This window comes from Microcoleus sp. bin38.metabat.b11b12b14.051, assembly GCF_013299165.1.
Taxonomy (GTDB): domain Bacteria; phylum Cyanobacteriota; class Cyanobacteriia; order Cyanobacteriales; family Microcoleaceae; genus Microcoleus.
Map to the genome: position 1 here is coordinate 126,490 of NZ_JAAFKD010000006.1, position 12,064 is coordinate 138,553.

At 47.7% G+C, this 12,064-nt stretch carries 11 protein-coding genes; 7 read left to right on the forward strand and 4 right to left on the reverse strand.

The features are described 5' to 3' along the window. Nucleotides 1-12 precede the first annotated feature (12 nt). Nucleotides 13-318 carry a glutaredoxin family protein gene (locus tag QZW47_RS09165; protein WP_293126475.1) on the reverse strand — a complete coding sequence of 102 codons (306 nt, stop codon included), beginning with the start codon at nucleotides 316-318 and terminating at the stop codon, nucleotides 13-15. 473 nt (nucleotides 319-791) lie between these two features. Here QZW47_RS09165 and QZW47_RS09170 point away from each other — a divergent pair, with 473 nt between their 5' ends. The 3 genes from QZW47_RS09170 (at nucleotide 792) to QZW47_RS09180 (ending at nucleotide 4,112) form a co-directional block, all read left to right on the forward strand. Then, the gene (locus QZW47_RS09170; RefSeq protein ID WP_293126313.1) at nucleotides 792-2,066 is read left to right on the forward strand and encodes an ATP-dependent DNA ligase; all 1,275 of its coding nucleotides are present in this window, start codon (nucleotides 792-794) and stop codon (nucleotides 2,064-2,066) included. 88 nt (nucleotides 2,067-2,154) lie between these two features. Next, nucleotides 2,155-2,730: a Uma2 family endonuclease gene (locus QZW47_RS09175; protein ID WP_293126315.1), complete on the forward strand. Its 576-nt coding sequence runs from the start codon at nucleotides 2,155-2,157 to the stop codon at nucleotides 2,728-2,730. A gap of 140 nt (nucleotides 2,731-2,870) precedes the next feature. Then, complete coding sequence (locus QZW47_RS09180; RefSeq protein ID WP_293126317.1) at nucleotides 2,871-4,112, forward strand: exonuclease SbcCD subunit D; 1,242 nt, start codon at nucleotides 2,871-2,873, stop codon at nucleotides 4,110-4,112. A gap of 72 nt (nucleotides 4,113-4,184) precedes the next feature. On the opposite strand, the gene fmt is transcribed toward QZW47_RS09180, so the two are convergent. Further along, a complete protein-coding gene (gene fmt / locus QZW47_RS09185; RefSeq protein ID WP_293126319.1) occupies nucleotides 4,185-5,189 on the reverse strand; it encodes a methionyl-tRNA formyltransferase in 1,005 nt (334 codons plus the stop codon). Nucleotides 5,190-5,223: 34 nt separating this feature from the next. Further along, complete coding sequence (locus tag QZW47_RS09190) at nucleotides 5,224-5,841, reverse strand: Uma2 family endonuclease (RefSeq protein ID WP_366930830.1); 618 nt, start codon at nucleotides 5,839-5,841, stop codon at nucleotides 5,224-5,226. A gap of 30 nt (nucleotides 5,842-5,871) precedes the next feature. Between QZW47_RS09190 and QZW47_RS09195 the strand changes: the two genes are divergently transcribed. The 4 genes from QZW47_RS09195 (at nucleotide 5,872) to QZW47_RS09210 (ending at nucleotide 10,760) form a co-directional block, all read left to right on the forward strand. Continuing rightward, entirely contained in the window at nucleotides 5,872-6,186 is a 315-nt protein-coding gene (locus QZW47_RS09195; RefSeq protein WP_293126321.1) for a hypothetical protein, read from the forward strand. A gap of 148 nt (nucleotides 6,187-6,334) precedes the next feature. After that, nucleotides 6,335-7,666, forward strand: coding sequence for an ABC transporter substrate-binding protein (locus QZW47_RS09200; RefSeq protein WP_293126323.1), 1,332 nt, complete (start codon nucleotides 6,335-6,337; stop codon nucleotides 7,664-7,666). Between the two features lie 228 nt (nucleotides 7,667-7,894). Beyond that, complete coding sequence (locus QZW47_RS09205; RefSeq protein ID WP_293126325.1) at nucleotides 7,895-8,140, forward strand: hypothetical protein; 246 nt, start codon at nucleotides 7,895-7,897, stop codon at nucleotides 8,138-8,140. 97 nt (nucleotides 8,141-8,237) lie between these two features. Continuing rightward, nucleotides 8,238-10,760 carry an MASE1 domain-containing protein gene (locus QZW47_RS09210; protein WP_293126327.1) on the forward strand — a complete coding sequence of 841 codons (2,523 nt, stop codon included), beginning with the start codon at nucleotides 8,238-8,240 and terminating at the stop codon, nucleotides 10,758-10,760. A gap of 553 nt (nucleotides 10,761-11,313) precedes the next feature. On the opposite strand, the gene QZW47_RS09215 is transcribed toward QZW47_RS09210, so the two are convergent. Beyond that, nucleotides 11,314-11,481: a hypothetical protein gene (locus QZW47_RS09215; RefSeq protein ID WP_293126329.1), complete on the reverse strand. Its 168-nt coding sequence runs from the start codon at nucleotides 11,479-11,481 to the stop codon at nucleotides 11,314-11,316. Nucleotides 11,482-12,064: the final 583 nt, after the last annotated feature.

Below are 12,064 nucleotides of genomic sequence, written 5' to 3' on the forward strand. Positions count from 1 at the left end.
CGTAAATCGTATTTATTGTGACGGATCGACTGGCAAATATTTCTGTAACATTTGCTCCAATTGGGCAACTGTGCAACGAGGAGAAGGGCGGGGTAAAAGTTCTTCAGGGGAGAAAGCAGGTTCGCCAGCAGAATTTGTTGCCTGAGGTTGCACCTTAAACAAAACAGGAACTTCGTACTGATAAGCTTCAAACCAATCATCACGTTGAGTAATATCTCGAACTTCCAGTTGAAACTTGAGGCTTTCAATCAGTTCGAGTTTTTCTTGCAACCCTTCGCACAAATGGCATCCGGGTTTGCTGTACAAAATCAATCGCATCATTACAGTAAGATTAAACTCGATCTTAAATTATCGAACGCGCGATCCTCGAAGAGGGCTTCGCTAACGCGATTTGGCAAAGCCAATGCGAGCAAAACACAACTCACGGCATTATTGCTACAATTCGCGATCGAGGCTATCTTAACATTTGAGCATAAACAATTACCAGAAATAATGGGTTTAAAGCGAATCCCTGCAAGCGAGAAATTAAAATCAGACTATTGATTACAGCAATCCTCTTCCTTGCGGGTAGAGCTCGCCCGTCAACTGTCAACTGTCAACTGTCAACTGTCAACTGTTTCTTATCTTCCTCTGCGTACTCTGCGCCTCTGCGGTCAAAAAATAAATCTAGTTCATCAATAATGCAATACTCAGGTGTATGCACAGCTACTTGTAAACTTAGTTTTAATCTGCTTGACTAATGAATCAAGCTAAAGTATATTCTCAAAATAGCCCTACAAACAGGAGGCCGTATGGACTGCACCGAATACGCCGCAGCCAAGCGCAAAGCAGCCAAAAAAATTAGCGCCGATATTCGAGAACGTTGGAACAATCGCATCGTCACGCGGGAATTGCACTTGATGGGTGAAGCGGGGGCGGTGCAGTATCTGGCTGATTACGGACGCGGAATTGGTACGGCAAAAATTATTAGTTTTGCACTGTGTGCGGAGTCGGAAGGATACCCGGAAATGGCGATCGGCTTTTGGAAAAGAGCGTTTGAATTGGAAACCGGAGAACAGCCGACTAAAAACACTTCAAATAAGTCTACCACCAATCCTGCTCCTGCTGCAAAATCAAAGGCTGCGGCGAAAGTTGAATTTGTCAACAATTTGATTGTCCCCGAATTACCACCGCACTTACAGCCGGGAAGGATTGTCACAATGCAGCCAGTTGACGCGCCCAGTGAACGTTCGTATTACATCGAAAATCCCGATTATTGGGGACAGCCAAAACGGGACGGCAATCGAGTGGTGGTTGTGGCGACGCCAGACAAAGTATACTACCAATCGCGATCGACAAACCTGCGCCAACAAGCATCAGTTGCGATCGATCGCACTTTAAGCGACACAGCAGCTAAAATTGGCATCTTTGTCTTAGACGGCGAACTGTATTACAAAAGCTGTACGGGTAGCGAACACCGCACGGGCGCGCAAGCTGCTACAGTTAATATTGAAAGCGGCTTTCCCACAACCCAGCCCACCGCAGTTTATGCTATTTTTAAAGCTTTGTTTTCCCACGGCAAAGATTTGACTGGGTTGGCGGAATCCGAACGAATTGCTGCCGGAGTTGCAGTTGGCGAAATGCTGCTGAGTTTATCTACCGAATTTGAAATTGTACCGACATCTCGCACTGCGGAAGAAAAACTTTTACTAGCCCAACAGCAGGAAGCTGAAAATAGAGAAGGCGAAGTTTGGGTTTTGCATGAATGCCGCTATGTCGGCGGCAAAGATGTTAAGAAGTTTCCGATGGTAAGAACTAAATACTGTCAGGAATACGACTTATTTATTGTCGGGTTGACTGCGACAAAAGTTGCGGGGAGGCCGTTTAGTGCGATCGAGGTCGCACAAGAAATCGACGGCAAGTTAGTACCGATCGGAACAGTGGGAACTGGCTTTAGCAGCGGGGAAATGCAGGAGATTGCCCGACTGTACGAGGCAAACCCTCGGGGAATCAAAATCAAAGTGCGATCGCAAGGATTGACAGAAAGTGGCAAACTGTGGCACGCCAGATTCCTGGAAATTTGTTGAAATTGTAGGGAAACGGCAGTGTCGTTTCCTATCCTGGTATGCGATTATTAAGCAATAGTGTCAAATAAAAATCTCGGAGGAAACATCAATGTTTGTCAGCAAAAACAATTTTTACATCTCACCAGAAGAGTATCTAGAAGGCGAACGAGTAAGCCCCATCAAACACGAATACAGACGCGGACACGTTTATGCAATGACTGGGGCAAAAAAGCCTCATATCGTTATTTCTAGTAACTTAGTAAGGCGGCTAGGAAATCATCTTGATGGCACCAACTGCATCGTTTTACCATTAGACATAAAAGTCAGACTGGAAGAAGCTAATTGCTATTACTACCCAGATATAGCGGTAACTTGCGACGAAAGAGAGATAAATTCCACCGACGATTTCATTTTTCATCCGTCTTTGATTATTGAAGTCTTGTCGCCGTCAACGGCTAGTTTTGACAGAGGTGATAAATTTGCAGACTACCAAACTGCATCAAGTTTGCAGGAATATGTACTTGTCACTCAATCGGAAATCAAAATTGAATGTTTTCGACTCAATGCTGAGGGGCATTGGGTTTCTCAGATTTACCGACAAGGAGATGAGTTAGAGTTGACGAGTATAAATTTTCGCTGCCCGATCGAACAAGTTTATCAAAAAGTACCAGGTATTACATTGTGATGTATGAAAGCACATCGTCCGTACCTTCACAAAAATCTTAAACCAGGTTCGTAGTGAGGACTTTAGTCCTTCTTCAGAATCCAAAGAAGGACTGAAGTCCTCACTACAAACCTAAATTACAATTCATAAATCAAAAAACAATGATTAAAATCCTTCACCTTTCAGATATTCATATGGGAAGCGGCTTTTCCCACGGCCGCGTCAATCCAGAAACCGGGTTAAATACAAGACTAGAAGACTTCGCCGCCACGCTAAGTAAATGTATGGACAGAGCAATTTCTGAACCAGTAGACTTAGTTATATTCGGCGGCGACGCTTTCCCAGATTCAACGCCGCCACCGTTTGTAAAAGAGGCTTTTGCGCGCCAGTTTAGCCGCTTGGTAGAGGCGCAAATTCCGACGGTTTTGCTAGTAGGAAATCACGACCAACATTCCCAGGGACAGGGCGGCGCGAGTTTGGGAATTTATCGGACTTTGGGAATACCTAAGTTTATTGTAGGCGATCGCCTGGAAACGCACCTCATACACACCCGCAGCGGGCCCGTACAGGTGGTGACGCTACCTTGGTTGACGCGATCGACCTTAATGACCAAATCCGAGACTGAAAGCCTGTCTGTGGGCGACGTTAACCAATTATTAACCGAAAAACTGACGATCGCAATGGAAGGCGAAATCCGCCGCCTCGATCCAAACATCCCCACCGTACTATTAGCGCACTTAATGGCAGATAAAGCAAGCCTGGGGGCGGAACGTTTTTTAGCAGTGGGAAAAGGTTTTAATATACCCGTAGCCATGCTAAAACGCCCTTGTTTCGACTACGTTGCGCTCGGCCACGTCCACAAACACCAGAATCTCAACGCTAGCAATGATCCGCCCGTAATTTATCCCGGAAGCATCGAACGAGTTGACTTTAGCGAAGAGAAAGAAGACAAAGGCTTTGTGTTGATTAATTTGGAACGCGGCAAAGCCGAATGGGAATTTTGCGCGTTACCCGTGCGAGTGTTTCTGACGATTAAGGTAAAGGTGTCCGAATCCGAAACCCCGCAAGCTGACTTGGTGAAGGCCATTGGGAAGAAGGAAATTCAAGATGCAGTCGTCAGATTGATCTACCAATTGCGATCGGAACAATTAGACTTAATTGATAACGCAGAATTGCACGCACTTCTCGGCGCAGCCCACAGTTACACAATTCAGCCGGAATTAGTCAGCCAGCTAGCAAGGCCGAGGCTGCCAGAATTGAATGCTAATAATAGTATAGAACCGTTAGACGCTTTGAAAACTTATTTAGGAAGTCGCGAAGATTTGAAAGATATTACTGAAAGTATGTTAGAGGCGGCGCGAGATTTGTTGGGAATTGAAGAGGAAGTTTTGGTCGAATTTTAGATAAGACAGCGGTTTCAACCGCCTAGTCTTATAATGAATGTTGTGGGGTGGGCCGGAGAGCCCGCCCTAAACCTACAATTTAACCCCCAAAACCTCACCCGCAGCTAACCGAGTACCATTGGCAAAATCCACTCCAGACTGAACTTTTTTACCCGCCAACTGTACCTCTCGCAATAATAGCAAACCGTCGCCAGTTTGGACGATCGCCCCAAAGCCCTTCACAACCCTGACAACCTCCCCATTTGCGCCCGACAACTCGGCCAAAACCGGCCATTCCCGTTCCAAAACCCTCAACTCCGCAGGTAATTGCAGCCAATATTCCGGCCCCACGGGCACAGTCGCAATCACCTTCAGAGAATTACCGCGAAAAGTCGTAGTGCAATCCGGGAAAAAACCCCTAACTTGATTATGAAGGGCGATCGCGCTTTTCGACCAATCCAGCACCAAATCCGCAGCCTTAATCATCGGCGCATAAGTCGCCTCATCATCATGTTGAACAACAGGCTTAACATCCCCATCCCTCAACTTCACCAAAGTTTCCACCAACAAATCCGCCCCAACATCTGACAGTCTATCACCCAAAGAATCAGCATTATCCAACAGCGAAATACCAGCAAAAGCCTTCAATAACATCGCCCCAGTATCCATACCAGCATCCATCAGCATCGTGGTAATTCCAGTAGCTTTTTCCCCATTAACCAGACAGCGCTGAATCGGCGCCGCCCCGCGATACTTCGGCAAAATTGAACCGTGAACATTCACACAACCCAAACTCGGAATATCCAGAATTTCCTGAGAAAGAATCTGGCCATAAGCCACCACCACAAACACATCCGCCTCAGATTCCTGCAACTTAGCAATAGTTTCCGCATCCTTCTTAATTCGGCGCGGCTGTAAAACCGGGAGACTGTGATTTAACGCCACATCTTTTATCGGTGAAGGCATCAATTTATTACCCCTTCCCCGGCGCTTATCCGGCTGAGTCACCACACCCACCACCTCAAAATCAGGGTGACTCAGCAAACTCGACAAAGTAGGAACCGCAAAATCAGGAGTGCCAAAAAAAACAATTTTCATAAATATTTAGTTCGTTTTTATAATCATAACAAAATTACGCCATTAACTCATCCACCGCCACACTAAAACCTGGCAAAACAAGCTGAGTCTTCGCCACCTCACCAGACTTAAATAAAACCACATCACCTTGAGTAATTACTAACACCCAACTACTCTTCGGAAATAGCAACCAAACTTCGCGACAACCAGAGTCTAAATACTCCTGCGCTTTTGCAAAAACATCATCAGCAAAATCGCTAGGCGAAACAATCTCAGCTACCAGCGGAAAACTCTGCCGCAAAACTGAAAACTCTCCAACTTCCGCCAACAGTTCAGGAGTAATATAAGATACATCCGGTATTCGCCCTTTTTTGAGAGTTTGACAAGTAACTTCCACATAAACCTCACCGCCTTGGGCGCTTGAGTCCATGTAAATGCCCCAATAGCGTACTAATCTAGCTTGAATTCGACGAGTCTTTGCAGTCATTCCCGGTTTCCCTACTACTTCTCCATTGACAAATTCTACAGGATGTTTGACTATCACTTTACCATCCGCCCACTCTGTCCCGTCAGGAGGATTTTGCATCCATTCTTCCAAAGTTAAATCTAATTGTTCTACACTAAAAGTTGTCATCTGATTCACCAATTTTACTGCTAATGTCGATTTTATCATATCTCCCGAAACAGGGGAAACTCCTTGAATATGCCGCAGCCAGCCAGTCGCAGCTTGTTTGCAGATACCGCACTACCAGAAAAATGTATTCATAACGAACAAGTCAGCCGATCGCTATTAGACCTCTTGCAAAAATCTTTTTTATCAACTTTTGGAACGGGCAAGATGCCCGTTCCACATAAAAAATATCTTTGTGGAACGGGCATCTTGCCCGTTCCTAACTATTTTTGCAAGAGGTCTATTAAGCAAATTCCCGCATTCGAGCCTGTCGAAATGCCTCATTTAGCAAACAGGGCGATCGCACTTGACGGCAATTCCTTGCGATCGGATCTGGCAACAGGATAGACTAGGGCTTGAGTTTTCAGGGTTTTGTTTCCAAACACCTCCCCCCAGACTGCTGAGATTCCAGCAGTTTCACCAACCTCTAACCATCCGCGTCCATCCGCGTCCATCTGCGGTAAAAAAAATCTTCTTCCCTAAATACAACTAAAAAATGATTTTATCCCAATTATTCCCAGCCTTTAAAACTCAAATCAAACGGATTGCCTGCATTTTACTTACCTTAAATTTTCTAATATTAAGCGGCTGTAAAAACGCCAGAACCAACACCGAACAAATTAAACTCACACTGTGGCACGGCATCAATCCGCCACCCAATCGCGATGTATTTAAAACCCTCACGGACAAATTCAACAAAACACATCCCAACATCCAAATTGAACCGATTTACATCGGGCAACCAGACCAACAACTGCCAAAAATACTGACAGCAATAGTAGGAAGTGCACCGCCGGATTTGCTGTGGAACGTTCCCACAATTGCCGGAAAGCTGGCAGAACTAAACGCAATTCAACCCTTAGAAAACTGGCTCGACAAATCGCCCCGCAAAGCCGAAATCTACCAGTCACTCTTCGAGTCAATGGAACTCGGAGGACACACTTGGTCAATTCCCCTCGCCACCAACAACGCCGCCGTATTTTACCGTCCCAGTTTATTTAAAGCCGCAGGCATCAAACAAGTACCGCAAAATTGGGAAGAATTCAAGCAAGCAGCCCGATCGCTCACACGAGACACCAACGGAGACTGCCACCCCGACCGACACGGCCTAGTGCTCTCCCTAGGCAAAGGAGAATGGACAGTATTCACTTGGTTGCCATTCATGTTTAGTGCAGGCGGCGAACTGTTGGCCGGGACACCTCAAACTGCCGTACCTCAAATCGACAATCCCGGTTCTCTCGCCGCCTTAGAATTGTGGAGCGATTTGTTAAAAGAATGTTCAGCAATACTGTCAGCACCAGAGCGCGGTTACGAGCTCGACAACTTCATCGTCGGCAAAGTTGCCATGCAAATCACCGGGCCTTGGACGCTAGCACAATTGCAGCAAAGCGCGATCGACTACGCAGTGATGCCTGTACCCGCCCTCAAGCGTCCCGCAGCCGTCGTAGGGGGTGAAAACATATTTTTAATGAAAACTTCGCCTGAACGCGAGAAAGCTGCCCTAGAATTCTTAGAATACGCGATCGGCGAAGAATTCCAAACAGCCTGGGCAATAGGAACAGGTTACTTGCCAATCAACTTAAAATCGAGACAGAGCCAAAATTATCGAAACTTTGTGGAAAAAAACCCTGTTTTGCGAGTGTTTTTAGAACAAATGAACTCAGCGCGATCGCGCCCAATTATCTCAGGCTACTCCCGGGTGTCAGAAAACCTCGGTCGCGCCATAGAAGCAACCCTTCTGGGCCGCGACCCCCAAGACGCCCTCAAAGAAGCTCAACAGCGTTTGACACTAACCTTAGATATTGGAAAAAAGGTAATTGATAATTAAGAAAAAGGTCATCGGGAAAAAGGGAAAAAGGTAATCGACCAGGATTTTTTGATCTCTACCCCTTCCCCTTCCGCAGATTTGAATCCTCGATATAATTGGTGAAAATTCAGTTAAAATCATTGCCGCCGGTACTTCTAGTCAGAAACCGGGTTTCTTGACCCGGGTTGACCTGAAAGCTGAGATTTTGTGTCGCTCTTATCTGTTTTTTAGTATTGAGAATGTCACAAGATGTTAGGTAAAATCGAGCGCCGATCGCCCGATACGAAAAGACACCCGCAGTCGCTCGGTAATAAATCTTTAACCAAAATCCCAAATCCGGCGAGCGAGTGCTTCGCCATTGCAGATATATTGGCAAAAAAGGGATGCTCCCCAAATTTATGTGCAGATTCGATCGCACAGCCCAAACAAACCGTGCGGTTGAGGGCGTTAAAAAAAGTGAGATCGACAGGTTCTCCCCCTACCTACCACCCATGACCTACCATCACTTAATAGAAAGATTTTCCCTACCGTGTGCCCGTCCCGTGCCACCTACTGAGACCCTAACAACCGTCCACCTTTTCCCCAAACGACAATGCAGACAAAGTTCCTTAACGCAATCAAAGGACATTCTTGGCGGTACTTCCTCGCAGTAGGCGCGATCGCCCTCATCTACTATGCGGCTTCCGAATTCGCCATTGGCACCCTCACCCTCAGCACAGAAATCTACCCCATGTGGCCTGCTGCTGGAATTGCCCAAGTCGCCCTGCTGCTGTTCGGGCGCCAACTGTGGCCGGGAATCGCGATCGGAGGCTTCCTGTTCAGCATGAACGTACCGTCGGCCAACATCGCCACGGCATTGATCTCGGCGGGCGCCAGAACCCTGCAAGCGTGGACGGGAACTTACCTGTTGCAGAAAATTAACTTTAGCGCCGGGCTCGATCGGCTCAAAGACGTTTTAGGAATAGTCGGACTAGCAGCCCTAGGCTCTACCCTGATCAACTCCACCATCGGCAGCATCCTCGTGTGCGTCACCGGTTTATCTAGCTGGAGCAATTTTGGCACGATTTGGGGAAGTTGGTGGGTAGGAGACGCTCTCGGAATTTTGCTCGTCGCCCCGCTGCTGCTGACATGGCAAAAATTGCCCAAAATCGGCACCCACCGCCACCAACAGCTCCTCGAACGCGCGATATGGCTGTTGCTGCTGCTAGCAGTCGGCTGGCTCGTCTTCTGTTCCCGCACCCGCGCCGCCTACGCCCGCTATCCCCTAGAATACTTACCATTTCCCCTAGTAGTTTGGGCAGCCTTTCGGTTCGGCCAGCGCTACACGGCCCTCTCCAACTTCATCCTCTGCGGCTTCGCCATCTGGGGCATAGCCCGAGGCAGCGGCCCCTTTCTCAAACACGCCAGCAGCATCCCCCAAGCACTCTTATCGCTGCAAGCCTTCATCGCCGTCATCGCCGTCACCGGCTTAGTATTAGCAGCCACCGTCGCCGAACGCCACCAAGCTGAAACCTCCTTGCGCGCCAGCGAAGCCAGCCTCGCCAACGCGCAACGCATCGCCCAGCTAGGCAACTGGGACTTAGACCTCAACACTCAGCAATTGCGCTGGTCAGAAGAAATTTATCGCATCCTGGGACAGCGGCCGGGAACTTTTCCACCCAGCCTCGAAGCCTTCTTGCAATACGTCCACTCCGAAGACAGAGAATTAGTCAAAACCTCGATCGACGCCGCTTTATTTGAGCAACAGCCCTACAGCATCGACTACAGGCTGGCACTCCCCGACGGCAGCCAGCGCACAGTCTGCGAACAAGCCGCCGTCAACTCGCTCTACATCAGCAGCACAGTCCAAGACATCACAGACAGAAAGCGCGCCGAAGCAGCCCTGCGCGCTTCAGAAGAAAGATTTTCTAAAGCCTTTCACGCCTCCCCAGTCGGGATCGGCATCTGCACGCTCACAGACGCACGCTTCCTCGATGCCAACGACAGCTTTTTACGCTCCTTAGGCTGGCTGCGACACGAATTTATTGGCCGCACCCCCAGCGATTTAGGAATGTGGGTCAACTCCGAAGACGGGCGGCGGCTCGCCCAGATGTTGGAAGCCCAAAATTCGATCGGCAACCAAGAAATCAAAATTCGCACCAAACTCGGCGACATACGCGACTGGCTGCTGTCAGGAGAACTGATCGACCTCGGCAGCACTCAGTGCGTGTTAATCATGACCAGCGACATCACCGAGCGCTTGCGTTCCGAAGAATTCCGCCGCGCCGCCTTAGCCGCCGAATCTGCAAATCGATCGAAAAGCATCTTTCTCGCCAACATGAGTCACGAACTCAGAACCCCTCTCAACGCCATCATCGGCTACAGCGAGATCCTGCAAGAAGACGCCCGAGACCTCGGCGCCGATGAATTCATCAACGACCTCCAGAAAATTAACACCGCCGGACAGCACTTGCTAGCCCTGATTAAAGACATTCTCGACTTCTCTAAAATAGAAGCCGGCCGCATCGACTTGCACGTCGAAACCTTTACCATTTTAAATGTGGTTGACCAAGTAGTAGCCACGATCGCGCCGACGGCAGATAAAAATAACAATCTATTAGAAATACAATGCCCCGAAGATATTGGCTCGATGCAAACCGACTTGACTAAACTCCGCCAGTCGCTGCTCAACCTCCTCAGCAACGCCTCCAAGTTTACTTGCTCCGGCACCATAACTTTCACCGTTACCCGCTCCCCCGAAACCCCCGCCGAGGCTGCCAAAAGAAACAAACAACTTGGAGTCTATAGAGGTGGCGCCCCCACCGACAATAGCTCGCCTTCCGGCTCTTCCCCTCGGGATTGGATCGTTTTTACAGTCAAAGATACCGGCATTGGGATGAGTTCGGAACAGTTAGCCAAAATCTTCGATCCTTTCACCCAAGCCGATTCCTCAACTACTAAAAAGTACGGCGGCACTGGTTTGGGTCTGACAATTACTAAGAAATTCTGCGAAATGATGGGCGGAGAAATTTCCGCCTTCAGCGAATTAGATAAAGGTTCTACTTTTACACTTCTGCTCCCAGCTTTTTTGGGCGACCATTCAACATTATTATTCACCGACAACTCTGAAAAATAAACATTTTTGACGCTTATTGTCAATCGCTATTTCTTGCTCTCACCCGGCCTACCAGCCTCCAGAATTTTCTTCTGGTGCGTTAAGGAACGGTTTCCTCGAATGGCATCAAAGATTGATGAATCTTACCTGCCATGTATAGCAGTGGACAGTTGACAGTGGACAGCTTGCCCCGAGCGAAGTCGAGGGGTGGACAGTTGCTTCGTCAAGGAAATCAAACCGTTTCTGCTATGGACGAGGGGATCTATTCATGAGGTTATACCAATTTTATAAAGATTTGCTAGAGATGAACTCTTAGCCCCCCCTTAGTAAGGGGGGGGTTGGGGGGGTGATTGTATAACACTACTTTAGAAAAATGGTATTATTTATGTCCTCACCGCTGTGGCGATTGCTATAAAACTAAACTCTTCGCTGCCAACTCATAAATGATATTGTATTTGCCCGAATGGCGCTGATCAAATAGGTGAACCCTCAAAACACAGATTCCTCTGTCGTCGGCGCGCGAACAAATATCGTAAAATACTTTATTTTACCAGACACGACTTGATTCAGATGCTCAGAAAGTACGATCGCGCGATCGCACTTTCTGATCACCACCTCCCTCACCATCAAACAGCCCGTTCGATCCTGAGGGTCGATCCAATACCTCTGGGTTAAGCACAAAAATGTAGAAGTTAATCTCCTGAAACACCAGCTTTCCGGGCGAGCCCAATCGCCCGGGCAAATTTCCTTAACTCAGATGTGTTCAGGTGCGTCGCTTTTGGAAAAGTTGATTTTTACTCAGAGATCGATCGCACTATCCACACCCTACTGCTAAGATCGTGCGGGCCAATTTTATTAAACGAGACGCCTGACGGGTCGATCGCCCCGCTGAGCATCGATTATCAAGCCCCGGAAAGGGCAACCGACAGTCAAAACCAACTAAAACATTCCTGTAATTAGGTTAAACCCATCCGCTAGCAGATCCAGAAACCCGGTTGATTCCCATCTCTGGAGCCGTCAACAAAGCCACTTTTCCCTGAAACCGATTTCTTGAGCGTTAGTTTACCTGATAAGATGATACCATTTGTGAAGGGGCGGCCGACTTTGACAGCCGGAGTTTATTGACTCGGTTTATTGACAAAGAAAAAAGTTTTGAGGGTAAATATAATCAGCCCTGTTTGAAAGATAGAGAGAGATCGCATACGATCGATTTCTAAGTAGAACCCGCGAGATACTTCGATTCCCTACCTTTCCAGTAACTGTATAGCTGCGTATATATACTATTAATTAAAAAGATATACTTTATAAAGTTGCCTAAAAAGCGC

Coding starts and splice junctions, on each gene's coding strand:
- QZW47_RS09165 (WP_293126475.1), bottom strand. CDS start 318: ATGCGATTGATTTTGTACAGCAAACCCGGATGCCATTTGTGCGAAGGG.
- QZW47_RS09170 (WP_293126313.1), top strand. CDS start 792: ATGGACTGCACCGAATACGCCGCAGCCAAGCGCAAAGCAGCCAAAAAA.
- QZW47_RS09175 (WP_293126315.1), top strand. CDS start 2,155: ATGTTTGTCAGCAAAAACAATTTTTACATCTCACCAGAAGAGTATCTA.
- QZW47_RS09180 (WP_293126317.1), top strand. CDS start 2,871: ATGATTAAAATCCTTCACCTTTCAGATATTCATATGGGAAGCGGCTTT.
- fmt (WP_293126319.1), bottom strand. CDS start 5,189: ATGAAAATTGTTTTTTTTGGCACTCCTGATTTTGCGGTTCCTACTTTG.
- QZW47_RS09190 (WP_366930830.1), bottom strand. CDS start 5,841: ATGATAAAATCGACATTAGCAGTAAAATTGGTGAATCAGATGACAACT.
- QZW47_RS09195 (WP_293126321.1), top strand. CDS start 5,872: ATGCCGCAGCCAGCCAGTCGCAGCTTGTTTGCAGATACCGCACTACCA.
- QZW47_RS09200 (WP_293126323.1), top strand. CDS start 6,335: ATGATTTTATCCCAATTATTCCCAGCCTTTAAAACTCAAATCAAACGG.
- QZW47_RS09205 (WP_293126325.1), top strand. CDS start 7,895: ATGTTAGGTAAAATCGAGCGCCGATCGCCCGATACGAAAAGACACCCG.
- QZW47_RS09210 (WP_293126327.1), top strand. CDS start 8,238: ATGCAGACAAAGTTCCTTAACGCAATCAAAGGACATTCTTGGCGGTAC.